The 25174-nt window shown below is 74.6% G+C and carries 23 protein-coding genes and 1 riboswitch; of the genes, 17 read left to right on the top strand and 6 right to left on the bottom strand.

Going from position 1 to position 25174, the window contains the following annotated elements; translation table 11 throughout:
• The first annotated feature begins 72 nt into the window (after positions 1-72).
• From ABL310_RS10645 to ABL310_RS10635, 3 genes are read left to right on the top strand one after another with little or no spacing between them, the layout of a single operon-like run.
• Positions 73-2136 (top strand): hydantoinase/oxoprolinase family protein, encoded by a 2064-nt coding sequence (locus ABL310_RS10645; protein WP_349371651.1) that lies wholly within the window; start codon positions 73-75, stop codon positions 2134-2136.
• On the top strand, positions 2133-2735 hold the full coding sequence (locus tag ABL310_RS10640; RefSeq protein WP_349371650.1) for a cysteine hydrolase: 603 nt from the start codon (positions 2133-2135) through the stop codon (positions 2733-2735). The genes ABL310_RS10645 and ABL310_RS10640 overlap by 4 nt, the downstream gene beginning before the upstream one ends.
• The gene (locus tag ABL310_RS10635; protein WP_349371649.1) at positions 2732-4123 is read left to right on the top strand and encodes an FAD-dependent oxidoreductase; all 1392 of its coding nucleotides are present in this window, start codon (positions 2732-2734) and stop codon (positions 4121-4123) included. Before ABL310_RS10640 ends, ABL310_RS10635 begins: the two co-directional genes overlap by 4 nt.
• Positions 4124-4488: 365 nt before the next feature.
• Here ABL310_RS10635 and cobD read toward each other — a convergent pair whose 3' ends face one another.
• The gene (gene cobD / locus ABL310_RS10630; RefSeq protein WP_349371648.1) at positions 4489-5487 is read right to left on the bottom strand and encodes a threonine-phosphate decarboxylase CobD; all 999 of its coding nucleotides are present in this window, start codon (positions 5485-5487) and stop codon (positions 4489-4491) included.
• Positions 5488-5498: 11 nt separating this feature from the next.
• Between cobD and cbiB the strand changes: the two genes are divergently transcribed.
• Positions 5499-6482, top strand: coding sequence for an adenosylcobinamide-phosphate synthase CbiB (gene cbiB, locus ABL310_RS10625; RefSeq protein WP_349371647.1), 984 nt, complete (start codon positions 5499-5501; stop codon positions 6480-6482).
• On the opposite strand, the gene ABL310_RS10620 is transcribed toward cbiB, so the two are convergent.
• Genes ABL310_RS10620 through cobU form a run of 3 tightly spaced genes read right to left on the bottom strand, consistent with a single transcriptional unit; the run spans position 6457 to position 9081 of the window.
• Complete coding sequence (locus ABL310_RS10620; protein WP_349371646.1) at positions 6457-7935, bottom strand: cobyric acid synthase; 1479 nt, start codon at positions 7933-7935, stop codon at positions 6457-6459. The genes cbiB and ABL310_RS10620 overlap by 26 nt on opposite strands.
• Positions 7935-8549: a cob(I)yrinic acid a,c-diamide adenosyltransferase gene (gene cobO / locus ABL310_RS10615; protein ID WP_349371645.1), complete on the bottom strand. Its 615-nt coding sequence runs from the start codon at positions 8547-8549 to the stop codon at positions 7935-7937. The genes ABL310_RS10620 and cobO overlap by 1 nt, the downstream gene beginning before the upstream one ends.
• A 7-nt stretch (positions 8550-8556) precedes the next feature.
• Entirely contained in the window at positions 8557-9081 is a 525-nt protein-coding gene (gene cobU / locus ABL310_RS10610; RefSeq protein WP_349371644.1) for a bifunctional adenosylcobinamide kinase/adenosylcobinamide-phosphate guanylyltransferase, read from the bottom strand.
• 32 nt (positions 9082-9113) lie between these two features.
• Positions 9114-9307: riboswitch (cobalamin riboswitch) on the top strand.
• 115 nt (positions 9308-9422) lie between these two features.
• Here cobU and ABL310_RS10605 point away from each other — a divergent pair.
• Genes ABL310_RS10605 through cobJ form a run of 8 tightly spaced genes read left to right on the top strand, consistent with a single transcriptional unit; the run spans position 9423 to position 18432 of the window.
• Complete coding sequence (locus ABL310_RS10605) at positions 9423-10061, top strand: HupE/UreJ family protein (protein WP_349371643.1); 639 nt, start codon at positions 9423-9425, stop codon at positions 10059-10061.
• Positions 10062-10063: 2 nt separating this feature from the next.
• Positions 10064-10480 carry a DUF1636 domain-containing protein gene (locus tag ABL310_RS10600; protein ID WP_349371642.1) on the top strand — a complete coding sequence of 139 codons (417 nt, stop codon included), beginning with the start codon at positions 10064-10066 and terminating at the stop codon, positions 10478-10480.
• A 23-nt stretch (positions 10481-10503) separates the two neighbouring features.
• On the top strand, positions 10504-11538 hold the full coding sequence (gene cobW, locus ABL310_RS10595) for a cobalamin biosynthesis protein CobW (protein ID WP_349371641.1): 1035 nt from the start codon (positions 10504-10506) through the stop codon (positions 11536-11538).
• Positions 11539-11557: 19 nt separating this feature from the next.
• Positions 11558-14860 carry a cobaltochelatase subunit CobN gene (cobN, locus tag ABL310_RS10590; RefSeq protein ID WP_349371640.1) on the top strand — a complete coding sequence of 1101 codons (3303 nt, stop codon included), beginning with the start codon at positions 11558-11560 and terminating at the stop codon, positions 14858-14860.
• Positions 14857-16299, top strand: a complete 1443-nt coding sequence (gene cobG, locus ABL310_RS10585) for a precorrin-3B synthase (protein ID WP_349371639.1) — start codon at positions 14857-14859, stop codon at positions 16297-16299. The genes cobN and cobG overlap by 4 nt, the downstream gene beginning before the upstream one ends.
• The gene (locus tag ABL310_RS10580; protein WP_349372039.1) at positions 16293-16925 is read left to right on the top strand and encodes a precorrin-8X methylmutase; all 633 of its coding nucleotides are present in this window, start codon (positions 16293-16295) and stop codon (positions 16923-16925) included. Before cobG ends, ABL310_RS10580 begins: the two co-directional genes overlap by 7 nt.
• Positions 16922-17659 (top strand): precorrin-2 C(20)-methyltransferase, encoded by a 738-nt coding sequence (locus tag ABL310_RS10575; protein WP_349371638.1) that lies wholly within the window; start codon positions 16922-16924, stop codon positions 17657-17659. Before ABL310_RS10580 ends, ABL310_RS10575 begins: the two co-directional genes overlap by 4 nt.
• Entirely contained in the window at positions 17656-18432 is a 777-nt protein-coding gene (gene cobJ, locus ABL310_RS10570) for a precorrin-3B C(17)-methyltransferase (protein ID WP_349371637.1), read from the top strand. Before ABL310_RS10575 ends, cobJ begins: the two co-directional genes overlap by 4 nt.
• On the opposite strand, the gene ABL310_RS10565 is transcribed toward cobJ, so the two are convergent.
• Positions 18414-19163 (bottom strand): cobalt-precorrin-6A reductase, encoded by a 750-nt coding sequence (locus tag ABL310_RS10565; RefSeq protein WP_349371636.1) that lies wholly within the window; start codon positions 19161-19163, stop codon positions 18414-18416. The genes cobJ and ABL310_RS10565 overlap by 19 nt on opposite strands.
• On the opposite strand from ABL310_RS10565, the gene cbiE reads away from it, so the two are divergent.
• Genes cbiE through cobM form a run of 3 tightly spaced genes read left to right on the top strand, consistent with a single transcriptional unit; the run spans position 19162 to position 21529 of the window.
• Positions 19162-20385 (top strand): precorrin-6y C5,15-methyltransferase (decarboxylating) subunit CbiE, encoded by a 1224-nt coding sequence (cbiE, locus tag ABL310_RS10560; protein WP_349371635.1) that lies wholly within the window; start codon positions 19162-19164, stop codon positions 20383-20385. The two genes, ABL310_RS10565 and cbiE, sit on opposite strands and share 2 nt — an antisense overlap.
• Positions 20382-20762, top strand: coding sequence for a cobalamin biosynthesis protein (locus tag ABL310_RS10555; protein ID WP_349371634.1), 381 nt, complete (start codon positions 20382-20384; stop codon positions 20760-20762). The genes cbiE and ABL310_RS10555 overlap by 4 nt, the downstream gene beginning before the upstream one ends.
• Positions 20759-21529, top strand: a complete 771-nt coding sequence (gene cobM, locus ABL310_RS10550; protein ID WP_349371633.1) for a precorrin-4 C(11)-methyltransferase — start codon at positions 20759-20761, stop codon at positions 21527-21529. Before ABL310_RS10555 ends, cobM begins: the two co-directional genes overlap by 4 nt.
• Positions 21530-21612: 83 nt before the next feature.
• Here cobM and ABL310_RS10545 read toward each other — a convergent pair whose 3' ends face one another.
• Positions 21613-22770, bottom strand: a complete 1158-nt coding sequence (locus ABL310_RS10545) for a cobalt-precorrin-5B (C(1))-methyltransferase (protein WP_349371632.1) — start codon at positions 22768-22770, stop codon at positions 21613-21615.
• A 62-nt stretch (positions 22771-22832) separates the two neighbouring features.
• Between ABL310_RS10545 and cobA the strand changes: the two genes are divergently transcribed.
• Both cobA and ABL310_RS10535 read left to right on the top strand, forming a co-directional pair.
• On the top strand, positions 22833-23630 hold the full coding sequence (cobA, locus tag ABL310_RS10540) for a uroporphyrinogen-III C-methyltransferase (protein ID WP_349371631.1): 798 nt from the start codon (positions 22833-22835) through the stop codon (positions 23628-23630).
• The gene (locus ABL310_RS10535) at positions 23627-24955 is read left to right on the top strand and encodes a cobyrinate a,c-diamide synthase (RefSeq protein ID WP_349371630.1); all 1329 of its coding nucleotides are present in this window, start codon (positions 23627-23629) and stop codon (positions 24953-24955) included. The genes cobA and ABL310_RS10535 overlap by 4 nt, the downstream gene beginning before the upstream one ends.
• Positions 24956-25174 lie beyond the last annotated feature (219 nt).

Here is a 25174-nt window from a genome sequence, read left to right as displayed (position 1 = left end):
TCCCGGGTCCGCTTCGCGGCCCGGGATGACATCACCTCGCACGTCTGACGCTCCCGCGCAGGGCCCCCGTCCATGACCCCCTCCCGCACCCTGGTCGGCGTCGATGTCGGCGGGACCTTCACCGATCTCGCCTGCTTCGACGAGGCGACGCGGACCTTCCGCACCGCCAAGGTGCCGTCCAACCGCGGCGACGAGGCCTCGGGCTTCCTCGACGGGCTGTCCGTCTTCGGAGACGTCGCCGATCTCGGCGCCATCGTGCACGGCACGACGGTGGGCACCAACGCGCTGCTCGAGCGCAAGGGCGCGCGGATCGGCGTGATCACCACGGCGGGCTTTCGCGACGTGCTGGAGATGCGCCGGCGCGACCGGCTGCACACCTGGGGCCTGTGGGGCGACTTCACCCCGGTGGCCGAGCGCCGCTTCCGGCTCGAGGTCGCCGAGCGCACGCTGTCGGACGGGACGATCCGGCAGGCGGTGGACCCCGCGGAGGTCGCCCGCGCCGCGCGCGCGCTGCTGGCGGAGGGCGCGGAGGCGCTCGCCATCGTCTTCGTCAATTCCTACGCCAACCCGGAAAACGAGCGCGCGGCGATGGAGGCGGCGCGCGCCGTGTGGCCGAACCCTCATGTCTGCGCGTCCTCCGAGATCCTGCCGGAGATCCGCGAGTTCGAGCGCGCCTCGACCACGGCGCTCAACGCCTACCTGATGCCGGTCGTCGCCACCTACCTCGCGAAGCTCGAGGAGGCGCTCGCCTCCGCCGCCTTCCCCGGCTCGTTCCACATCGTCCAGTCGAACGGCGGCGTGATGTCGACGGGGACCGCGCGGCGCCTGCCGGTGCGCACGGCGCTCTCCGGCCCGGCGGCCGGGGTCATCGCGGCCGCGGCGATCGCGCGGGCGGCGGGATTCGAGAACGTCATCACGGCGGATCTCGGAGGCACCTCCTTCGACGTGTCGCTGGTCGCCGGCGGCGAGGCGGCGCTGGCGGCGCAGACGACGATCGATTTCGGCCTCGTCGTCCGCACGCCGATGATCGAAATCGCGACGATCGGCGCCGGCGGCGGCTCGATCGCCTCGGTCGACGCAGGGGGGCTGATCGCAGTGGGGCCGGAGAGCGCCGGCTCGCGCCCGGGCCCCGTCGCCTACGGCCAGGGCAACGAGCGCCCCACCCTCACCGACGCCAACGTCGTTCTCGGCCGGATCAACGCCGAGCGCCCGATCGGCGGCAAGCTCGCCCGGCTCGACGTCGAGGCGGCGAAGGCGGCGATCGCGCGCACCGTCGGCGCGCCGCTCGGGCTCTCGGCCATGGAGGCGGCGGAGGCGATCGTGAAGGTCGCCAACGCCAAGATGGCGGGCGCGATCCGCCTCGTCTCGATCGAGCGCGGGCACGATCCGGCGAAGTTCGCCGCGGTGCCGTTCGGCGGCGGCGGGGCGCTGCACGTCGGCGCGCTCCTGACGGACGTCGGGCTCAAGTCCGCGCTCGTGCCCCGCTATCCGGGCGTGACCTCGGCCCTCGGCTGCATCATCGCGGACATCCGCCACGACCAGGTGCAGACCCTCAACCTGATGCTCGACGGGCTCGACGCCGCCGCGCTGCAGGAGCGGGTCGCCGCCGCCGGGCGGGAAGCGCGGGCCGTCGTCGAGAAGGCGGGGCTCGCGACGGAGGCGATCGAGACCGTGACCGAGCTCGACATGCACTATCTCGGGCAGACGCACACGGTGACGGCGCGCCTGCCGGCGGGCGTCGGCGAGGCGCGGCCGGTGACGGCCGAGATCGTGCGCGCGGCCTTCGAGGCCGCCTACGGCGCCGCCTTCAGCCGGCTCCTGCCGGGCATCCCCGTCAAGATCGTCTCGCTGCGAACCGCCGCGATCGGCCGGCGCCCGACCTTCGACCTGAAGGCGCTCGCGCCCGCGTCGGACGCCACGGTCGAGGCCGCCGCGCGGGGCACGCGTCCCGTCTGGTTCGAGGGCGCCTGGCGGGAGGCGGCGATCTACGACCGCCTGGCGCTGCCCGTCGGCGCCGCCATCCCCGGCCCCGCCATCCTCGAGCAGCCCGACGCCACCACCGTCGTCGACCCCGGCCTCGTCGCCCGGGTGGACGATTTCGGCAATTTGATCGTGGAGCCCGAGCAATCCCGATGATCGACCCCCTGCGCACCGCCCTTCTCGTCGTCGACCTCCAGAACGACTTCCTCCATCCGAAGGGCGCGTACGCCCGCGGCGGGCAGACGTCGGAGGCGATCGCCGCCCTTCCCGCAAAGGTGGCGCCGCTCGCGAACGCGATGCGGGAAGCGGGCGGGCTCGTGGTCTCGACGCAATTCACGCTGCAGCCGGGACGGGGCGGCGAGCCGATCGTCTCGCCGCATCTGCGCCAGCTCCGCCCCTTCCTGGGTCGCGGCGACTTCGCCCCGGGCTCCTGGGGCCACGCCCTCGTCGAGGAGCTGCAGCCGGCGGACGTCGTCATCGAGAAGGTGGCCTATTCCGCCTTCTACATGACCCGGCTCGAATGGGTGCTGCGCAAGCTCGGCATCGACCGGCTGCTCGTCTGCGGCATCGTCACCAATGGCGGCGTCGCCTCCACCGTGCGCGACGCCCATGTGCGCGACATCGAGCCGATCGTGCTGACCGACGGCTGCGCCGCCTTCTCGGCGGAGGTGCACGAGACGGCGCTCGCCGCCCTCGCCCCCGTGGCGCGGCTCGCCACCATCGCCGAGGCGATCGCCGCCGTGGAGGGCGCATGAGCCCGGTCGCGTTCGAGACGCCGGCCTACGACGTCGAGACCCCGGTCCTGGTGATCGGCGCCGGCGCGGCGGGGCTCGTCGCGGCGCTGGCGGCGCGGGACACCGGCGCGGAGGTGGTCGTGCTGGAGCGCGACCTCCTGCCCCGCGGCTCGACCGCGCTGTCCGCCGGCCTGATCCCGGCCGCCGGAACGCGCTGGCAGACGGCCGCAGGCGTCGTCGACGATCCGGACCTCTTCGCCCGCGACATCCTGGCCAAGGCCGAGAACGAGCCCGACCCGGGCGCCGTCGCCACCCTCGCGGGCCTGTCGGCGCCGGTGCTCGAATGGCTCGCCGACCGGCACGGGCTCGCCGTCTCGCTCGTCGAGAACTTCCGCTATCCCGGCCATTCCGCCTATCGCATGCACGGGCTGCCCAGCCGCTCCGGGGAGGAGCTGGTCGACCGGCTGCGCGAGGCGGCGGAGGCGGCGGGGGTGGCGCTCGTCTGCGGGGCGCATGTCACGACGCTCTTCGCCGACGCGGAGCGGCGCGTCACCGGCGTCGAGATCGCCCGTCCGGACGGGGCGCGCGAACGGATCGGCTGCGGCGCGCTGGTGCTGGCCTGCAACGGCTACGGCGGCAACAAGGAGCTGGTCGGCAAGCACATCCCGGAGCTCGCGGACGCCCTCTATTTCGGCCATCCCGGCAACCAGGGCGAGGCGGTGCTCTGGGGCGAGGCGCTCGGCGCCGCGACACGCCACCTGTCCGGCCACCAGGGCCACGGCTCGGTGGCGCATCCGCACGGCATCCTGATCACCTGGGCCTGCGTCATGGAGGGCGGCTTCCAGGTGAACGCCGAGGGCCGGCGCTTCGCGGACGAATCGCACGGCTATTCGGAAGCGGCGGCGGGCGTCATCGCCCAGCCGGGCGGGATCGCCTGGACGATGTTCGACGCCCGCATCGCGGGAATCGCCCGCCAGTTCGAGGACTTTCGCAACGCCGAAGCGCAAGGCGCGGTGATCACCGGTGATTCGCCCGAGGATCTGGCCGCCCGCCTCGGCCTGCCGACGGGCGCCCTGGCGCAGACCTTCGCCGAAATCGACCGGCTGAAGGCCGAGGGCGCGACGGACGGCTTCGGCCGCGCCTTCGCCGGCGTCGCGCCCCTCGCGCCGCCCTTCCACGCGGTGAAGGTGACGGGCGCGCTGTTCCACACCCAGGGCGGCCTCCTGGTCGACGGGACCGCGCGCGTGCTCGATACGACCGGCGCGCCGCTGCCGAACCTCACCGCCGCCGGCGGCGCCGCCTGCGGCGTCTCCGGATCGAAGGCCTCGGGCTACCTCTCCGGCAACGGCCTGCTCTCGGCGATCGGCTACGGCTACGCCGCGGGGCGGGCGGCGGCGGCAACAGTCTAGCGGGAGGTCGCCGCCGACGACCTCCCCTCTCCACGAGGGCTACTCGATACACACATCGTCCCGCGCCGTTGGTCGCGATCTGCGAGCGGCGCCAGCCGCTCGTCCTTCTCCCTTGTGGAGAAGGTGCCCCCGAAGGGGGCGGATGTGGGTCGCGGTGCAGCCCGAGACGTCTCGGGACGAGATCGACGTTCCCGGTTCGAGCGGCATCGAGGTCGCGACAGTTCTGCACGACCCACACCCCCGGCCCCTCGCCACAAGGGCGAGGGGAGTCCGGCGGCGCTCTACGCTTCAGGTCGCGACTGCCTGGCGGAACGCCTTCGCCGAGCGAGATGTGTGCATCAGCTAGCCACGAGGGAGAGGGGAACTCAACGACCGAGCGCCGCCAGCACCTGCTCCACCCGCCCCCACGCCTCCGCGTCGCACGGGAGGCCGAAGCGGAGGCGGCGGGGGTCGTCCTGGAAGCGCCTCACCCAGATTCCCGCGCGCCCGAGCGCGGCGAAGATCTCCGGCGCGCGGTCGGTCTCGATCGTGCGGAACAGCGTCGTGCCGACCGCCTCCCCGGCGAGCGGGGCGAGCAGCGCGTCGAGCCGCGCGGCGTCGGCGCGTCGCGCCGGCGCCGCCTTATCCAGCCAGGCCGCGTCGTCGAGCGCGGCGCGGCCGATGGCGAGCGCGGGGCCGGAGACCGCCCACGGCCCGAGCGCCGCGCGCAGCCGCGTTCCGAGATCGCCACGCACGAGGGCGAAGCCGAGGCGCACCCCCGCGAGCCCGTAGGTCTTGCCGAAGGAGCGCAGCACGAGCGCGCCCTCCGGCAGGTCCGCGGCGAGGCTCTGGGCGGCGTCGAAGTCCGCGAAGGCCTCGTCGACGACGAGGAGCCCGCCGCGCGCGGCGAGCCCTCCCGCGAGGTCGCGCAGGGTCGCGCGGGGCCAGAGGCGGCCGTCGGGATTGTTCGGCGAGACGAGGACGAGCGCGTCGGCGTCGCCCGCCGCCTCCGGCCCGCAGACCTCCCGGACCCGCGCCCCCGCCGCGCGCCAGGACCGGGCGTGCTCGCCGTAGGTCGGCGTGACGACGGCGACCTCGCGCGCGTCGACGAGGAACGGCAGGAGGCTGATCAGGACCTGCGTCCCCGGCGCGGCGATCACGCAGGCCGGGTCGGCGACGCCGTAGGCCCGCGCCGCGGCCGCCTCCAGCGCGGCGTGGTCGGCGGGTTCGGGCAGGCGCGTGAAGGCGGAGGCTGGCAGGGCGGGCGGCGGATAGGCTATGGGATTGATGCCCGTCGAGAGGTCGATCCACGGCTCGGGCGCGCCCGGGAACAGCCGGCGCGCCTCGCCGAGATCGCCTCCGTGCCAGATCCGCTCGTCCGCCATCCCGGTCTCCGATGCTCGTCGAATCGCTCGCCCTCGTCACGCTCGCCCTCGTCGTCGAGGCGGCGATCGGCTATCCGGGGCGTGTGTACACGGCCATCGGCCATCCCGTCACCTGGATCGGCGCGCTGATCGCCGCCCTCGATCGCGACCTGAACCGCGAGGACGCCTCCCCCGCCGCCCGGCGCATGGCGGGACTGCTCGCGCTCGTCGCGATCCTCGCCGTTCCCGGCGCGCTCGCGCTGGCGGTCCAGGTCGTGCTCTCCGGGCTCGGGCTCTTCGGCCTTCTGATCGCCGCCGTGCTCGCCTCGAGCCTGCTGGCGCAGCGCTCGCTGTTCGAGCATGTCGCCGCCGTGCGCGACGGGCTGCGGGAGGGCGGCCTCGCCGGGGGGCGAAAGGCGGTCTCGATGATCGTCGGGCGCAACCCCGAGAGCCTCGACGAGGCGGGGGTGAGCCGCGCCGCGATCGAGAGCCTCGCCGAGAACTTCTCCGACGGGATCGTCGCGCCGGCCTTCTGGATCGGGCTCGGCGGGCTGCCGGGCGGCGTGCTCTACAAGGCGGCGAACACGGCCGACAGCATGATCGGCCACCGCACGGCGCGCCACGGCGCCTTCGGCTGGGCGGCGGCGCGGTTCGACGACGTGATCAACCTCCCCGCCTCGCGGCTGACCGCGGTGCTCCTGATCATCGCGGCGGCGCTCCACCCGCAGGCCTCGGCGCGCAAGGCGTGGGCCGCCGTGCGGCGGGACGCCGGCAAGCACCGCTCGCCCAACGCCGGCTGGCCGGAAGCCGCGATGGCGGGCGCGCTCGGGCTGCGGCTCGCGGGACCGCGGACCTACGGCGATGCGGTCGTCGCCGACGCCTGGATGGGGGACGGCCGCGCAGAGGCTGATGCCGAGGACGTCGACCGGGCGCTCGCCCTCTACCGCACCGCCTGCGCGCTTCTGATCGGCCTCGCGGCGCTCCTCGCCGTCACGGCGCTCGCGCTGTCTCGCTGATGGCGAGGAGCCGGTCGCAATCGACATGCGCCGCGAGGTGGTCGGCGAAGCGGTCGAGAACGTCCTCCACCAGCGCCTCGTAGGCGAGAGCGCTCGTACGCGCGCCGAGCCTCGCGAGCCAGGCGGCGCGCTGCGAATCGTCGGCGAAGAGGCCGTGGACGTAGGTGCCGACGACGAGACCGTCCCGCGAGACGGCGCCGTCGGGACGTCCGTCGGCGAGGCGGGCGAACGGGCGCTCGGCGTCGGGGCCCGCGGTCTCGCCGACATGCATCTCGTAGCCGGAGAACGGTGCGTCGTCGGCGAGGGCGGTCCCCGAGACCGCCTCCAGCTTTTTCACGCCGGTGAGCCGGGTCTCGAGGTCGAGGAGGCCGAGCCCCGGCACCACCCGCCCCGCCGGACCCTCGATCCCGTCGGGATCGGCGATGGTGCGCCCCAACATCTGGAAGCCGCCGCACAGGCCGAGCACCCGCCCGCCGCGGCGCACGTGAGCGGCGATGTCGACGTCCCAGCCCTGGGCGCGCAGGAAGGCGAGGTCGTCGATCGTGGTCTTCGAGCCCGGCAAGAGCACGAGCGCCGTCTCCGCCGGGATCGGCGTTCCCGGCTCGACCAGGACGAGCCGCACGCCGGGCTCCTCGCGCAGGGGGTCGAGATCGTCGAAGTTCGAGATGCGCGGCATCACGGGGACGGCGATGGTCACGCCCTGCCCCTCCGAAGCGCGGGGCTCGCGCTCGAGCCCCAGCCGATCCTCCGCCGGCAGGCGCGCGGCGTCGGCGAAATGCGGCACGAGGCCGAGCGCCTCCCAGCCGGTATGCGCGGCGACGATCCGCATGCCCTCGTCGAACAGCGAGGGGTCGCCCCGGAAGCGGTTGACGACGAAGCCGGCGACCATCGCCGCATCGTCCGGATCGATCACCGCCCTGGTGCCCACCAGGCTCGCGATCACCCCGCCGCGGTCGATGTCGCCGACGAGGATCACGGGCGTGCCGGTGGCGCGAGCGAAGCCCATGTTGGCGATATCGCCGGCGCGCAGGTTGACCTCGGACGCCGATCCCGCGCCCTCGACGACGACGAGATCGGCCTCGTCCCGCAGGCGCCCGAACGAGTCGAGCACGGCCTCCATCAGGCGGGGCTTCCAGGCCTGGTATTCCCGCGCCTTGGCCGTGCCCACCATGCGCCCCTGCACCACGATCTGCGAGCCGATCTCGCTCTGGGGCTTCAGCAGCACCGGGTTCATGTGCACCGACGGCGCGACCCCGGCGGCGCGGGCCTGGAGCGCCTGGGCGCGCCCGATCTCCCCGCCGTCGACGGTGACGGCGGCGTTGTTCGACATGTTCTGCGGCTTGAACGGCCGCACGACGAGCCCACGGCGCGCGAAACGACGGCACAGGCCGGCGACGAGCAGCGACTTGCCGACGTTGGAGCCCGTCCCCTGCACCATCAGCGCGCGCGCCATCAGAACTCGATCCCTTCCTGCGCCTTCACGCCGGCCGCGAAATGGTGCTTGACCAGCGTCATCTCGGTGACGAGGTCGGCGGCCTCGATCAGCTCCGGCTTGGCGTTGCGGCCGGTGACGACGACGTGGAGGTCGGGCCGGCGGGCGGCGAGCGTGGCGACCACCTCGTCGAGCGGCAGGTAGGCGTAGCGCAGCGCGATATTGAGCTCGTCGAGGATCACGAGGCGGATCGCGGGGTCGTCCATCAGCTCCTTCGCCTTGGCCCAGGCGCGCTCGGCGGCGGCGATGTCGCGCGCCTTGTCCTGCGTCTCCCAGGTGAAGCCCTCGCCCATCGTGTGCCAGGAGATCTGGTCGTCGAAGCGCGCGAGCGCGAGCTTCTCGCCGGTCTCCCAGGCGCCCTTGACGAACTGCACCACGCCGACCCGGAAGCCGCGGCCGAGCGCGCGCAGCATCAGCCCGAAGGCCGCCGTCGACTTGCCCTTGCCGGGGCCCGTGTTGACGATGAGAAGCCCCTTCTCGAGCGTCTTGCCCGCCACTTCCGCGTCCTGCACAGCCTTGCGCTTGGCCATCTTCTCGCGATGGCGGCGGGCCTCGGCGTCGTCGTCGGTCGTCATGTCGTCCTCACTTCACGCTCATCGGCAGCCCGGCCACCATGAAAATCACCGCGTCCGCCCGCGCCGCGAGCCGCTGATGCAGCCGCCCGGCCTCGTCGCGGAAGCGGCGGGCGAGGGCGTTGTCGGGCACGATGCCGAGCCCGACCTCGTTCGACACGAGCACGACCGGCCCCGGCGCGTCCAGGCATGCGGCTTCCAGCGCCGCGCCGGCCTCGGCGACGTCGCGCTCGGCCAGGATCAGGTTCGTCACCCATAGGGTGAGGCAATCGACCAGGATCGGCGCCCCGGCCGGTCCCTCGCGAATCGCCTCCGGCAGGTCCAGGGGCGCGTCGCGGGTGATCCAGCCCTCGGGACGCCGCGCGCGATGCTCGGCGATTCGCGCCTCCATCTCCGCATCGAACGCCTGCGCCGTCGCCACGTAGATCCACGGCGAGGCCTGCGCCTCGACGAGCGCCTCCGCGTGCCGGCTCTTGCCGGAGCGTGCGCCGCCGAGGACGAAGGTGAGGCGAGGTAGGGGTTTCACCGAGGGCATGAGGAAGGTCGTTGAAGTTCGGGCACGCGGCGGCTAATCATGGTCGCGACGGTGCCCCGGAGACGGGGTGAAAAGGGAATGCGGTGCGATACCGCAGCTGCCCCCGCAACTGTGAGCGGAGAGCCCGTCGCTCTCATAGTCCACTGGGCGCGTCCCGGGAAGGCTGAGCGACAAGAGGGGCGTGGACCCGCGAGCCAGGAGACCTGCCGTCGACCGCTTTCATGGGCTTTCCGGCCGGGGTGCGCCGGGAGGTTTGCCGGCCGATCGGCTTTCGCCGTCGGTCGTCCCTCTCCGTGAAAGCTCGAGAACTGGAGCGCCGAGGGCGCCCGACGGAGAGCGACATGACCGGATCGAACACCCTGAAGACCCGTTTCCTCCTCGCCGCGGGCGGCCTCCTGGCCGCGACGCCCGCGCTCGCCCACCATCCCCTGGGCGGCGCGACGCCCGGCACCCTCGTCGAGGGCCTGCTGTCGGGCCTCGGACATCCGATCGTCGGCGTCGACCATCTCGCCGCGCTCGTCGCGGTCGGGCTGATCGCGGCGCGCTTCGGGCGCGCCTTCACCCTGCCGGGCGCCTGGCTCGCCGCCATGGTCGCGGGCGTCGCGATCCATCTCGCCGCCATCGACCTGCCGCTCGGCGAGACCCTCGTCGCGCTCTCCGTCGTCGCGCTGGGCGTCGTCGCGGCGATCCGCCCGAACCTGCCGCTCGCCGCCGCCGCCGGGCTGTTCGCCGTGGCGGGCCTGATCCACGGCCACGTCCTGGCGGAGATGATCATCGGCGCGGAGACGACCCCGCTCGCGGCCTATCTCGCCGGCCTCGTGGCGGTCCAGGGCGCGATCATGGCCGCCATCGCGCTCGCCGCGCAGCGCCTGTGGGCGGGCGTGACGACCGCCGCCCCCGCGCAGCTGCGGCTCGCCGGCGTCGCGGTGGCCGCGATCGGCCTCGCCTTCCTCACCATCGGCCTGCCGGACCTGATCTGACCATGAGCGCTTCCCCCGCGGAGATCGTGCTGCACGTGTGCACCACCTGTCGTCCGGCCGGCGGGCCGGACGCCAAGGAGGACCGGCCCGGCTCGATCCTCCTGCGCGCGCTGGACGACGCGCTCGCCGCCCGCGCGGCGGCGGGCGCACCCCTCCCCGTGCGCCTCGCGCCGGTCGAATGCCTGTCCGTCTGCAAGCGGCCCTGCACGGTCGCCGCGACGGCGCCCGACCGCTGGACCTACGTCTGGGGCGACCTCGACCCGGCGACTCATGTCGAGGAGATCCTCGAGGGCGTGGCCAAGTACGCCGCCAGCGCCGACGGGATCGTGCCCTGGCGCGAGCGCCCGCAGATCTTCAAGAAGGGCGTCGTCGCCCGCATCCCCCCGTTCCCGCTCCCGACGGCCGACGCCGCCGAGTAGGAGCCGTCAATCAGGAGCCCATGATGGCGAGCCTGTCGAAAATTCCCTGCACGGTCCTCACCGGCTTCCTCGGCGCGGGCAAGACCACCCTCGTGCGCCATCTCGTCGAGAACGCGGGGGGGCGCCGCATCGCCGTCCTCGTCAACGAGTTCGGCGATCTCGGCTTCGACGGCTCCTTCCTCGAGGGCTGTGGCATCGAGGGCTGCACGGCCGAGGACATCGTGGAGCTGCCCAACGGCTGTATCTGCTGCACGGTGGCCGACGATTTCGTGCCGGCGCTGACGAAGCTCCTCGACCGGGAGAACCCGCCCGAGCACATCCTCATCGAGACCTCGGGCCTCGCGCTGCCCAAGCCGCTGGTCAACGCCTTCAACTGGCCCGCCATCCGCTCGCGCGTGACGGTCGACGGCGTCGTCGCAGTGGTGGACGGGCCGGCCGTCGCGTCCGGGCTGTTCGCGCACGATCACGACAAGCTCGCCGCCCAGCGCGCGGCGGACGCCTCCGTCGAGCACGAGAGCCCGCTCGAGGAGGTGTTCGAGGACCAGCTCCTGTGTGCCGACGTGGTCGTCCTCAACAAGGTCGACGCCATGTCGGTCGACGAGCGCCGGCGCGTCGCCGCCGACATCCGCGAGCACCTGCCGCGCGCGGTCGAGATCCTCGAGGTCGCCCACGGCAAGGCGGAGCCGGCGGCCCTGATCGGGCTGGGCGCTGCCGCGGAAGCCGATCTCGCCGCAAGGCCCTCCCACCACGACGACGCCGGCGAGCACGATCACGACGACTTCGAGAGCGTCGCCATCCCGGTCCCCGCGGTGGAGAGCCCCGACGTCCTGCTGCGGCGCGTCGCGAAGGCCGCCGAGGTGGCGGGCGTGCTGCGCATCAAGGGCTTCGTCGAGGTGACCGGCAAGCCGATGCGCCTCGTCGTGCAGGGCGTCGGCACCCGCGTCTCGCAGAGCTACGACCGGCCCTGGAAGCCGGGCGAGCCGCGCGCGGGGTCTCTCGTCGTCATCGGCCTGCACGACTTCGACCGCGACGCCGTCGCGCGCGCGCTCGCAGGCTGAGGGACGCGGGCCGCCCGCCATGCACCTCCTGCCCGCGAGCACGGTCTCCCTCGACGAGGGCGAGAGCGCCGTCGACCTGGCCCAGCCGCCGGGGGACGTCGTCGTTCTCTCCTTCGCCGATTCGGACCTCTCCGCGCTCGCCGCCGCGCGGGCCGCGGCGCCGGACGGGCTCGCGGTGCGGCTCGCCTCGCTCAGGCGGCTGAAGCACCCGCTCTCGGTCGACCTCTACGTCGAGAGCACCGCGGCGAAGGCGCGCTTCGTGCTGGTGCGCTGCCTCGGCGGGCTCGACTATTGGCGCTACGGCGTGGAGCGGCTCGCCGAGACGGCGCGGGCGAACGGCATCGCGCTCGCGGTGATCCCCGGCGACGACCGGCCGGACCCGCGGCTCGCGGATGTCTCCACGGTTCCAGCGGCCTGCTGCGACGCGCTGGAGGCCTACTTCACCGCCGGCGGGGCCGAGAACATGGGCCGGCTGCTGGCGGGCATCGACGCCTGGCTCGGCGGCCGGCGCGCGGCGATCGCGCCGCCGATCCCGACGCCGCGAGGGTTCGCCTGGTCGCCGGAGCACGGGCCGGAGGCGCCCGAGGCGGCGCTGGCCCGGTTGCCGGCGGATCGTCCTCTCGCGCCGATCCTGGTCTACCGCTCGGCCGTGCTCGCGGGCGAGACCGGGCCGGCGAGAGCGCTGTCGGAGGCGCTCGCCGCGCGCGGGCTCGCGCCGCTGGTGCTCGCGGTGTCGAGCCTGAAGGACCCCGAGGCGGTCGATGTGGTCCGCCGGGCGCTGGCCGCCCGAAAGCCGGCCGTGATCCTCGCCACCACCGCCTTCTCCGCCCGCGAGGGCGCCGGCTTCGTCCTCGACGGCGCCGATTGCCCCGTCCTGCAGGCGATCCCGGTCGGGACGACGCGGGAGGCCTGGGCCGCCTCCGAGCGCGGGCTCTCGGCCGCCGACCTCGCCATGCAGATCGCCCTGCCCGAGTTCGACGGACGCATCGTCGCCGGGCCGATCTCGTTCAAGGCCGAGGCCGCGCCGGACCCGGCGCTCGCCTTCGCCCGGCGCGAGAGCGCGCCCGATCCGGCGGGCATCGCCTCGGTGGCGGACCAGGCCGCCGCCTGGGCGCGGCTTTCCGCGACGCCGCGGGCCGAGCGGCGGCTCGCGCTGATCCTGTCCGACTACCCCGCCCGCGGGGGGCGGACCGGCTTCGCGGTGGGGCTCGACACGCCGGAAAGCGCGGTGGCGATCCTCGATTTCCTGACGCAGGCCGGCTACGACGCCGCGCGAGGCATCGACGCCAAGGCCCTGATCCCGCGGCTCCTCTCCGGCCCGGAGACGCTGCGCGTGCCCCTCGACGCCTACGAGGCCTGGCTCGCCCGGCTCCCCGCCGCCCGACGCGCCGAGCTCGCCGAGACCTGGGGCGCGCCAGCGGACGATCCGGCCTGCGAGGGCGACGCCTTCGTCTTCCGCGGGATCCGCGCCGGGAAGGTGCTCGTCGCCCTCCAGCCCGATCGCGGTCGCGGCGACCGCAAGGCCTCCTACCACGACCCGAACCTGCCCCCGACCCACGCCTATTGCGCCTTCTACGCGGCCCTGCAGGACCCGGCGCGGATCGACGCGCTGATCCATCTCGGCACCCACGGCACCACCGAATGGCTCCCCGGCAAGGCGGTCGCGCTCGCCCCCGACGACTGGCCGCGGCTCCTCACCGGCGCGACGCCGGTGATCTATCCCTTCGTCGTCGACGATCCCGGCGAGGCGGCGCCCGCCAAGCGCCGGATCGGGGCGGTGACGATCGGGCACCTCACGCCGGAGGTCGCCGAGGCCGGCCTCGACGGCGAGACCGCGGCGCTGAAGGAACGGGTGGAGGAGTTCTCCTCCGCCCAGGTGCTCGACCCGCGCCGCGCCGACCTCGTCGCCGCCGACATCCTCGAGCGCGCCCGGGCGAGCGGCCTCGCGGCGGGCTGCGGCGTCGACGCCGACACGCCCATGGACGAGGCGCTCACGCGGCTGGACGCGCATCTGTGCGACCTCGCCGAGACCGGCTTCCGCGACGGGCTGCACGTCTTCGGCGTCTCCGGCGATCCCGCCAGCGCCGCCGGCGAGCGGGAAGGCCTGCTCGCCGCCCTCGACGGCCGCTTCGTCGCGCCCGGTCCCGCCGGCTCGCCCTCGCGGGGGCGCGTCGACGTGATGCCGACCGGCCGCAACCTCACGACCCTCGACCCGCGCGCCATCCCCACCCGCGCCGCCGCGGAGCTGGGAGGGCGCGCCGCCGCCGAGATCGTCCGCCGGCATCTGCAGGAGGAGGGCGATCATCCGCGCCGGATCGTCATGGACCTCTGGGCCTCGCCGACGCTGCGGACGGGGGGCGAGGACATCGCCCAGGCGCTCGCCCTGATGGGCGTCGCGCCGGTCTGGGACCACGCCACGACCCGGGTCACCGGCTTCGAGATCCTGCCCATCGCGAGGCTCGACCAGCCCCGTGCGGACGTGACGGTGCGCGTCTCCGGCGCCTTCCGCGACACCTTTCCCGACCAGCTCGCCCTCCTCGACCAGGCCGCCCGCGCCGTCGCGGCGCTGGAGGAGGAGGACGACTGGAACGCCCTCGCCGCCGCCCGCCGCGCAGGCGCCTCGCTCGCGCGCGTCTTCGGCCCGGCGCCGGGGGACAACGGCGCGGGCGTCGCGAGCCTCGCCCTCGACGGCACCTGGGAGACCCGCGCCGACCTCGGCCGCGCCTATCTCGCCAACACCTCCCACGCCTACGGCGCCGGCGGCGTCGGGACGGCGGAGGCGTCCTTCGACGCGCGCGTCGCGGCCGCCGACGCCTTCGTCCACACGACGGACGTCGCCGAGCGCGACCTGCTCGACGGCGACGCCATTCCCGACGCGGTGGGCGGCTTCGCGGCGGCCGCCGAGGCGCTGGGCGCCGCGCCTGCGCTCTACAGCCTCGACACGACCCGCGCCGCCCCGAAGGCCCGCACCCTCGCCGAGGACGTCGACCGGATCGTGCGCGGGCGGCTGACCAACGCGCGCTTCATCGAGGGCTGCCTGCGCCACGGCTGGCGCGGGGCGGCGGAGCTGGCGCAGGGGGTCGATGCGCTCTACGCCTACGGGGCGACGACGGACGCGGTCTCCGCGCACGCCTTCGAGGCCGTGTTCGCGGCGCTGATCGCCGACGAGCGGGTGAACGCGAAGCTGCGCGAGGCGAACGCGCCGGCGGAAGCCGCGATCCGGGAGCGTCTCGCGGACGCGCTGCGGCGGGGCCTGTGGGTCACGCGCTCGAACTCGGTCGCGGCGGCGCTCGCCGGCGAATCCCGGGAGGCCGCGGAATGAGCGCAGCCTCGATGCGACGCGGCTGGTGCCCCGGGGCGCGCCGCCCGATGGAGACGGGCGACGGGCTGCTGGTGCGCGTCCACCCGCCGCGCGGGGCTCTCTCGGCGACGCAGGCCTCCGCGCTCGCGGATGCGGCGGAGGCCTGCGGCAACGGTCTGCTCGATGTGACGGCGCGCGGAAACCTGCAGATACGCGGCGTGAGCGAGGCGACGCATCCTGCTGTTCTCGAACGCCTTTCCGCAGCCGGCCTGCTGGAGGCGGCCGGGGACGGGCCTTATCGCCTGACGCTCGTCTCGCCGCTCGCCGGGATCGATCCGGAGGAGGAGGCGTTCGACGCGGCGGCGCTGGCGGCGGAGATCGAGGCGCGGGTCGGGGATGCGGCCGCTGATTTGCCGGCGAAGTTCCATGTTGCCGTGGACGGCGGCGGAACGCTGCCGCTCCCGCCCGGGGCGGACGTCCGGGTCGCGCCGGCGCAGGGCGGGGTCGCGATCGGGCTCGCGGCGGGGGACGGGTATGTGTGGTATGGGCCCGTTCCGTTGGAGACGGCGGCGGAGACCGTGGCAACCGTCCTCGCCGCCTTCCGCGACAAGCGCGGCGACGCCCGCCGGCTGCGCGACATCTCGCCCGACGCCGCTGAGACGTTCGCCACAGCGATGGCACACGCGACACCTCTCTCCTTCCCTGTAGGGGAAGGTGGCTCGGCGGAGCCGAGACGGATGGGGCGCGCGGGACGCGCGTTCGGCGAAGCCGAAACCGACAGCGCGAACCCGGACACGGCGGTTTCCGCTTCGCGGAACGCGGCGCCGGTGCGCCGCGCCCCATCCGTCACGCCGCTTCGCGGCGCGCCACCTTCCCCTACAGGGAAGGACAGAGGCGTCGCGGGCTTCATCTGCGACGGAGCGCTTCTCCTCGCCCTGCCCTTCGGGCGCGCCACCGCCGCGCAGCTACGTGCGGCGGCCGACTGGGCGCAGGCCCACGGCGGCGGCGAGATCCGCCTCTCCTTTACCCGCGGCGTGCTGATCCCGCACCTCTCCCCTGCCGCCGCCGAGACCATCGGCGGCGAGGCCGAGGCCGCCGGCTTCGTCACGGACCCCGCCGATCCGCGCCTCGCCCTAATCGCCTGCCCGGGCGCTCCCGCCTGCGGACGGGGGAACACTGTCGCGCCGCGGGACGCGCTCGCCCTCGCGGACGCCGTGGGCGCCCTCGCGGCGGCCGGCGCGCGCATCCACGTCTCCGCCTGCCCGAAAGGCTGCGCGCATCCGCGCGCGGCGGATCTCACCCTGGTCGGCCGGCCGGACGGACGCTACGACGTCGTCCCCGGCGGCGCGGCGGGGGATGCGCCCGTGGCCGCCCTGCCCTCGTCCACCATCGCCGCGATCCTGCGGCGAACGCACGACCCGCGCGGCCTCGCCGCCGCCTTCGAAGGACAGACCTGTTGAGCGGCTACGACTACATCCGCGACGGCGGCGCGATCTACGCGCGCTCCTTCGCCATCATTCGCGAAGAGGCCGACCTCGCCCGGTTCGAGGGTGCGGCCGAGCGGGTCGTCGTGCGCATGATCCACGCCTGCGGCATGACCGACCTGCCGAAGGATGTGGAGATGTCCCCCGATTTCACCGAGGCCGGCGTCGCGGCCCTCCAGCGCGGCGCGCCGATCCTGTGCGACGCCAAGATGGTGGCGAACGGCGTCACCCGCGCGCGTCTGCCCGCGGGCAACGAGGTGATCTGCACCCTCGACGACCCGCGCACCCCCGATCTCGCGAAGGCGATCGGCAACACCCGCTCGGCCGGGGCGATGGAGCTGTGGCGCGAGCACATGGAGGGCGCGCTCGTCGCCATCGGCAACGCGCCGACGGCCCTGTTCCGGCTGCTCGAGCTCCTCGACGCCGGCTGGCCCAAGCCGGCGGCGGTGATCGGAATTCCCGTCGGTTTCGTCGGCGCGGCGGAATCGAAGGAGGCGCTCGCTGGTGACGGGCGGGTGCCCTTCGTCGTGGTTCACGGTCGCCGCGGCGGCTCGGCGATGACGGCGGCGGCGATCAACGCGCTCGCGAGCGCGGTCGAATGAGCGCGAATCCCTCCATCGTCGGCATCGGCCTCGGGCCGGGCGACCCGGACCTGATGAGCGTACGGGCCCGCGCGGCGCTCGAAGGGGCCGACCGGCTCGCCCATTTCTGCAAGGCGGGCCGGCGCGGCAATGCGCGGACCATCGCCGACGCGGTGGTCGGCGCCGATCCGGCGCGGGAGATCGCCATGGTCTACCCCGTCACGACCGAGATCCCGGTGGAGGACCCGGCCTATGCGGAGGCTCTGGCCGGCTTCTACGAGGCGTGCGTCGCGCGGCTCCTGGACGAAGTCGCCGCAGGGCGCAGCGTCGGCGTCCTCTGCGAGGGCGACCCCTTCTTCTACGGCTCGTGGATGCATCTGTGGCGGCGGCTGAAGGACCGCACCCCGGTGGAGACCATCCCCGCGATCACCGCCATGTCCGGCGCCTGGACGGCCGTCGAGGCGCCGATCACCTGGGGCGACGACGTGCTCACCGTCCTGCCCGGCACGCTCCCCGCGGCCGCGCTCGCGCGTCGGCTGGCGGACACCGACGCCGCCGTGATCATGAAGCTCGGCCGGAACTGGCCCAAGGTCCGCGACGCGCTCGCCGAAGCCGGGCTTTCGGCGCGGGCGGTCTACGTCGAACGCGCGACCATGGCGGGCGAGCGGGCGATCCCCGTCACGGAGGTGCCGGAGGACCACGTCGCGCCGTATTTCTCGCTCGTGATCGTCCCCGGCGACGGGAGGCGGCCGTGACCGATCCTCTCGTCGGGCGTCTCACCGTCGTCGGTCTCGGCCCGGGCGATCCCGACTGGATCACGCCCGCCGCCCGGCGTGCGCTCGACGAGGCGAGCGACGTGATCGGCTACGGCCCCTACGTCGACCGCCTGCCGGACCGTCCCGGGCGGACGAAGCACGCCTCCGACAACCGCGTCGAGATCGACCGCTCCCGTCACGCCCTCACGCTGGCGGCCGAGGGCCGGCGCGTGGCGGTCGTCTCCGGCGGCGATCCCGGAATCTTCGCCATGGCGGCGGCCGTCTTCGAGGCGCTGGAGGCGGGCGATCCGGCTTGGCGGGCCCTCAACATTCGCGTCGAGCCCGGGATCTCGGCGATGCTCGCGGCCGCCGCGCGGCTCGGCGCGCCCCTCGGCGGGGATTTCTGCGCGGTGTCGCTCTCCGACAACCTGAAGCCTTGGGACGTCGTCGAAAAGCGGCTGCGGCTCGCGCTCGAGGCCGATCTCGCCATCTGCCTCTACAACCCGATCTCCAAGGCCCGCCCCTGGCAGCTCGGCCGCGCCTTCGAGATCGTGCGGGAGGTGCGCGCGCCGGAGCATCTGATCCTCCTGGCCCGCGCCGTCGGCCGGCCCGACGAGCGGCTGACGATCCGCACGGTCGCCGACGCGCGGGCGGAGGAGGCCGACATGGCGACGCTCGTGATCGTCGGCGCCTCGACCACGCGGCTGATCGCGCGCCCCGGCGACACGCGGCCGTGGGTCCTCACGCCGCGCAGCTACGGAGCGGGCGCATGACCGCGCTCCAGCCACGCGAGCGCCTCCTGCGGGGTGGCGACCGTCTCGACGCCCTCCGGGCGCGCCGGGCGCGCGACCACGATCACCGGCAGGGAGAGCGCGCGGGCCGCGTCGAGCTTCGGGCGGGTCGCGGCGGCGCCGGAATTCTTGGTGACGAGCACGTCGATGCGCTCGGCTTCCATCAGCGCGCGCTCGGCCGCCTCGTCGAAGGGCGGGCGGTGGCGGATCTCGACCAGGTCCGGCAGGGCGACCTCGCCCACGGGGTCGATGGTGCGCACGAGATAGGCGTGCTGCGGGGCGGCCTCGAAGGCGGCGAGCTCGAGCCGCCCCACGGTGAGGAACACGCGCTTGGGCGCCACGCCGAGCGCCGCGACCGCGCCGGCCATGTCCGGCACGATCGTCCAGCGATCGCCGGGGCCGGGCGTCCATTCCGGGCGCACGAGGGCGAGGAGCGGCACGCCGGCGCTGCGGCAGGCCTCGGCCGCGTTGCGGGACATGCGCGCGGCGAAGGGATGCGTCGCGTCCACCACGGCGCGGACGCCCTCGCTCCGCAGGAACGCGACGAGCCCCTCAACGCCGCCGAATCCGCCGATGCGCGTCGGCAGCGGCGCAGCCCGCGGGGCGCTGGTGCGGCCGGCGAGCGAGAGGGTCGCGGGCAGGTCCGGGCGCGCGGCGAGGCGATGGGCGAGCGCGGTCGCTTCCGTGGTGCCGCCGAGGAGGAGGATCGTCATGCCTGACGTATCCCCCGCGCGGCGCTGGCTGTCCATCGTCGGCATCGGCGAGGACGGGCGCGACGGCCTCTCCCCCGCCGCCGCGGCTGCGCTCGATGCGGCGGAGCTGGTCGTCGGCGGCGCGCGCCATCTCGCGCTCGCGGCGCCGCTCCGCGCCGAGACCACGACCTGGCCGAGCCCGATCGCGGACGGCTACGCCGCGATCGAGGCCCGCCGCGGCCGGCCGACCTGCGTGCTCGCCACCGGCGACCCGTTCCATTACGGCGTCGGCGCGGAGCTGGCGCGCCGCATCCCGGCCGACGAGATCGCGGCCTATCCGCAGCCCTCGGCCTTCTCCCTCGCGGCGGCGCGGCTCGGCTGGTCCCTGCCGGAGGTCGCCTGCGTGAGCCTGCACGGGAGGAGCTTCGAGCGGATCGCGCCGTATTTCCAGCCGGGCGCGCGCATCCTCGCGCTGTCGTGGGACGAGACCACCCCCGCCCGGCTCGCGGCGCTGCTCGCGGAGCGCGGCATGGGCGGCTCGGAGATCGTCGTGCTGGAGGCCATGGGCGGGCCGCGCGAGCGGGTGCGCTCGGCCCACGCCGAGGGGTTCGCGCTCGAGGGCGTCGACCCGCTCAACACCGTCGCGATCGCGATCGCGGCCGGTCCCGATGCGCGTGTGGTGCCCCTCGCCCCCGGCCGCGACGACGCCTGGTACGAGACCGACGGCCAGCTCACCAAGGCCGAGATCCGCGCCGTCACCCTCGCCGCGCTCGCGCCCAGGGCCGGCGGGCTGCTGTGGGACGTCGGCGCGGGATCGGGCTCGATCGGCATCGAATGGATGCTCGCCCACCCCGCGAACCGCGCCATCGCCGTCGAGGCGCGGGCGGACCGCGCCGCGCGCATCGCCGCGAACGCCGCGCGGCTGGGCACGCCCGACCTGCGCATCGTGGAAGGCCGCGCGCCCGACGCGCTCGCTGGCCTGCCGGCGCCGGACGCGGTCTTCATCGGCGGCGGCGCGACCGTGCCCGGCGTCGTCGAGGCGGCCTGGGCGGCGCTGCCTGCGGGGGGACGGATCGTCGCGAATGCGGTGACGATCGAGACCGAGGCGCGGCTCGCCGCGTTGCACGGGGAGCTCGGCGGAGCCATGCGCCGCATCGCCGTCTCCCGGCTCGAGCCGGTGGGCGGCATGCACGGCTGGCGGCCCGCCATGCCCGTCACCCAATGGATCGGAGTGAAGCCATGATCGTCGCCGGCGTCGGATTGTCGAGCGCAGCGCGCGCGCAGGATATCATCGCCCTCGTGGGCGCGGCCGGGGTGCAAGCCGGCGTGCGCCCCACCCTGCTCGCGAGCGTGGTGGACCGCGCGACGCTGCCCGCGTTCGAGGAGGCCGCCCGCGCCCTGAAGCTGCCCGTGATGAAGGTCTCGGCCGAGACGCTCGCGGCCGCAGCCGAACGGGTCGAGACGCAGTCGCCGCGCGCGCAGGAGGCCCACGGGGTCGGCTCGGTCGCGGAGGCGGCCGCGCTCGCCGCCGCGGGCGCGGACTCGACGCTGCTTCTGGCCCGCATCACGGGCGAGAAGGTCACCTGCGCGATCGCGCGGGGCGAGGAGGCGGCGTCGTGACCGTCCACTTCATCGGCGCCGGGCCCGGCGCGGCGGACCTCATCACCGTGCGCGGCCGCGCCCTCGTCGAGCGCTGCCCGGTCTGCCTGTTCGCCGGCTCGATCGTGCCCCCCGAGATCCTCGCCTGGTGCCCCGCGGGCGCGCGTGTCGTCGATACGGCGCCCCTCGACCTCGACGCCATCCTGGCCGAGATCGAGGCGGCGCACGGCGCGGGGCACGACGTCGCGCGGCTGCATTCCGGGGACCTCTCGGTGTGGAGCGCCATGGGCGAGCAGATCGCGGGTCTCGAGGCGCGCGGCATCCCCTATACGGTGACGCCCGGCGTCCCGTCCTTCGCCGCCGCCGCCGCGGCGCTCGGGCGGGAACTGACCGTTCCGGAAGTGGCCCAGTCCGTGGTGCTCACCCGCACACCCGGGCGCGCGTCGAGGATGCCCGAGACGGAGCGGCTCTCGGCCTTCGCGGAGACGCGCGCCACGCTCGCCATCCATCTCTCGATCCACCGCATCGAGGACGTCGTCGACGACCTCCTCCCCGCCTACGGGCCGGACTGCCCCGCGGCAGTGGTCTGGCGCGCGTCCTGGCCGGACGAGCGGGTGATCCGCGCGCCGCTCTCGGGTCTCGCCGCGGCGGTGCGCGACGCGCGGCTCGAACGCACGGCGCTGATTCTGGTCGGCCCGGCGTTGGCCGGCGCCGGGGCTGCACGTTCGCGGCTGTATGCGGCGGACTACGACCGGCGCTTCCGGCCCGGCTGGGAGGGCGGGGCATGAGGCGCAGCCGTGTCGTCCCCGGCCGGAGCGCCGTCGGGCCCTGCGCCGCTTCGCGGCTCCGGCCGGGGATGCCAGCGCTCCCCCTACATCACCGGGTGGAAGGGCATGCGCCCGACCAGCGCGCCGTTGCGGTCGAAGACCACGATCTCGAGCGCGATCGGCGCGCCGCGCAGCGCCTTGGCGGCTGTCTTCCAGGCGTGGGCGGCGACGATATCGCCGAACGGAAGGCCGAGCGCCTGGGCCGCGCGCAGCACCTCGAGGGCGGTGTTGGCCTCGCGGGCGCGCGCCACGGCGTCAGCCGGCGCGCCGGCCTCCGCCAGGCGCTCGGCGAGCCAGGCGAGATCGACCGGCCCGGCGCGGGAATGCAGGTCGAGCATGCCCTGCCCGAGCTTCGCCATCTTGGCGATGCCGCCCGCGACCGTGACCTGCGGCACGGGATTCTTGCGCAGGTATTTCAGCATGCCGCCGGCGAAGTCGCCCATGTCGATCAGCGCCTGGTCGGTGAGCCCGTGGAGGCGCTTGACCGCCTCCTCGGAGGTCGAGCCCGTCGCGCCGGCGACGTGGACGAGACCGCCCGCACGGGCGACGTCGACGCCGCGGTGGATCGAGTGGATCCAGGCCGCGCAGGAATAGGGCACGACGATCCCCGTCGTGCCGAGCACCGAGAGGCCGCCCACGACCCCGAGCCGCGGGTTGAGCGTCTTGAGCGCGACCCGCTCGCCGCCGGGAATGGCGATCGCGACCTCGACGTCCGGCGGCCCCTCCCCGAGGGCCGCGGCGGCCTCGGCGAGGTTGTCGCGGATCATCTGCCGGGGCATGGGGTTGATGGCCGGCTCGCCGGGCGGGATCGGCAGGCCCTCGCGCGTGACCGTGCCGACGCCCTCGCCCGCGCGGAACGTCACGCCGCTGCCGGGCGCGCCCGGACGGATCGTGGCGCGCACCTCGAGCCCGTGCGTGACGTCCGGATCGTCGCCCGCGTCCTTGATCACGCCGACCGTCGCGGCGCCCTCCCCCAGCGCATGGCGGGCGAGGGCGAATTCCGGCCGCTGGCCCTGCGGGAGGACGATCTCCACGGGATCGGGAAAGGCGCCGGTGCGCAGCGCGACGAAGGCGGCCTTCGCCGCGGCCGTGGCGCAGGCGCCCGTGGTCCAGCCGCGCCGGAGCGCGCCGGCGGGCTTGTCCCCGAGCTCGATGTCGGGATCGGACGGGCTCGCCCCGGTCTCGCGGGATGGATCGCTCATGCGCGGTCCTGTACACGAAGCACAGCTCGAAATCACCGTTCTCACGAAAACCGGAGGCCCGCATGACCGACCTCTCGCGCCTGTCGCCCGTCTTCTCGCCGGGAGAGGTCTGGCTCGTGGGCGCGGGGCCCGGCGATCCGGGCCTGCTGACGGTGCACGCGCTCAACGCGCTGGCCCAGGCCGACGCCGTCGTGCACGACGCCCTGATCGGCGAGGGCGTGCTCTCGCTCGCCCGCGACGGGGCGGTGCTCGAATACGCCGGCAAGCGCGGCGGGCGCCCCTCGGCCCAGCAGGACGCCATCTGCGAGCGGCTGATCGCGCTGGCGCGGGCCGGCAAGCGCGTGCTGCGGCTGAAAGGGGGCGACCCGTTCGTCTTCGGGCGCGGCGGGGAGGAGGCGCTGGCGCTCGCCCGCGCCGGCATCCGCTTCCGCATCGTGCCGGGGGTGTCGTCGGGCCTCGCGGCGCTCGCCCAGCACGGCGTGCCGGCGACGACGCGCGACACGAACCACGCCGTGATCCTCGCCACCGGCCATTGCGCGGCGGACGGCGAGAGCGTCGACTGGGAGGCGCTCGCCCGCGCCGGCGCGCCGATCGTGCTCTACATGGCGGTCGCCAATCTCGGCGGGATCGCCGAGGCGCTGATCCGCGGCGGCCTCGCGCCCACGACGCCGACGCTCGTCGTCCACGGCGCCACGACCGCGCGCGAGACGCTGCTCGAGGCGCCCCTCGCGCAATTGCCGAGCCTCGCGGACGGGGGGGCCATCGCCTCCCCCGCCATCGTCGCGGTGGGCGCCATCGCGGCCTTCCGGCAGGCGATCGCCGAGCACGTCCAGGCCTTTCGGCAGGCGGTGGGGTCATGAGCGGCGCGCCGCGCGGCATCCTCGTCTCGGCGGTGCGCTCCGGCGCAGGCAAGACCACGATCACGCTGGGCCTGCAGCGCGCGCTCGCGCGGCGCGGGATCGCCGTGCGCGGCGTCAAGAACGGGCCCGATTACATCGATCCGGCCTTTCACGCCGGCGCGACGGGCGCGCCGAGCGTCAACCTCGATTCGTTCGCCATGTCCGATACGACGATCGCCGCGATCGCGGCGCGCTCCCTGGCGAGCGCCGAGCTCGTCGTGGCCGAGGGCTCGATGGGCCTCTTCGACGGCGTGCGCGGCGAGACCGGCCGCACGGGCGCGAGCGCGGATCTCGCGGCGCTCTTCGGCTGGCCGGTCGTGCTCGTGCTCGACGTCTCGGGCCACGCGCAATCGGCCGCGGCGGTGGCGCTCGGCTGCGCCTCGCTCGACCCGCGCATCCGCCTCGCGGGCGTGATCCTCAACCAGGTGGCGAGCCCGCGCCACCGGCGGCTCGTCGAGGACGGGCTCGCGCGCATCGGCCTTCCGTTGCTCGGCGCGCTCGCCCGCAACGCCGATCTAAAGCTGCCGGAGCGCCATCTGGGCCTCGTCCAGGCGCACGAGACCGCCGATCTCGAGGCCCGGCTCGAGGCGCTCGCCGACGCGGTGGAGGCGGCGGTCGATCTCGACGCGCTCCTCGCCGCCGCCGCGCCGATCGTCGGCCTCGCGGAGGCGCCGGACGCCGCCGCCCTGCCCCCGCCAGGGCAGCGCATCGCGCTCGCGCGGGACGCGGCCTTCTCCTTCGTCTATCCGCACCACCTCGCCGCCTGGCGCGAGGCGGGGGCCGAGATCGTCCCGTTCTCGCCGCTGGCCGACGAGCCGCCGCCTTCGGACTGCGACGTCTGCTGGCTGCCGGGCGGCTATCCCGAGCTCCATGCCGGACGCCTCGCCGCCGCCGAGCGCTTCCGCGCGGGCGTGCGCGCCTTCGCCGAGACGCGCCCGGTCCATGGCGAGTGCGGCGGCTACATGGCGCTCGGCCGCACGCTGACCGACGCGGAGGGCGCCACCCATCCGATGCTCGATCTCCTCCCCGTCGAGACGAGCTTCGCCAAGCGCAAGTTCAACCTCGGCTACCGGATCGCGACCCTGATCCACGACGGCCCGCTCGGCCCCGCCGGAGCGCGCCTCGTCGGGCACGAGTTCCACTACGCCGCCGTGGTCGCCCGCGAGGAGGCGCGCGAGACCGCCTTCGCCGACCTCGTCGACGCCGAGGGAGCGAGCCTCGGCGCGGCCGGGCACCGCGTCGGGCATGCGAGCGGGACCTTCTTCCACGCCATCGCGCGGCGCTGAGGCGCAGAGCCCGCAGGCGGATTGCGCATTTCCGCCCGGCCGAGCCCCGTCGCGCTGCGGCGGGGCCGTTAACGCAGAAGGTCGGCTGCCGCAGAGGCTTGTCGCGTCGCAGCTAAAACATCCCTAATGCACATGAAATTTCGACTTGCTACATCTCAGTATCGATAAACATAGCCTCGATTGAAATAAGTAAACGCCTCTGCAATAGTCACGCTCCGC

The organism is Salinarimonas sp. (assembly GCF_040111675.1).
GTDB lineage: Bacteria > Pseudomonadota > Alphaproteobacteria > Rhizobiales > Beijerinckiaceae > Salinarimonas.
This window is presented reverse-complemented; position numbering and strand designations above follow the sequence as displayed.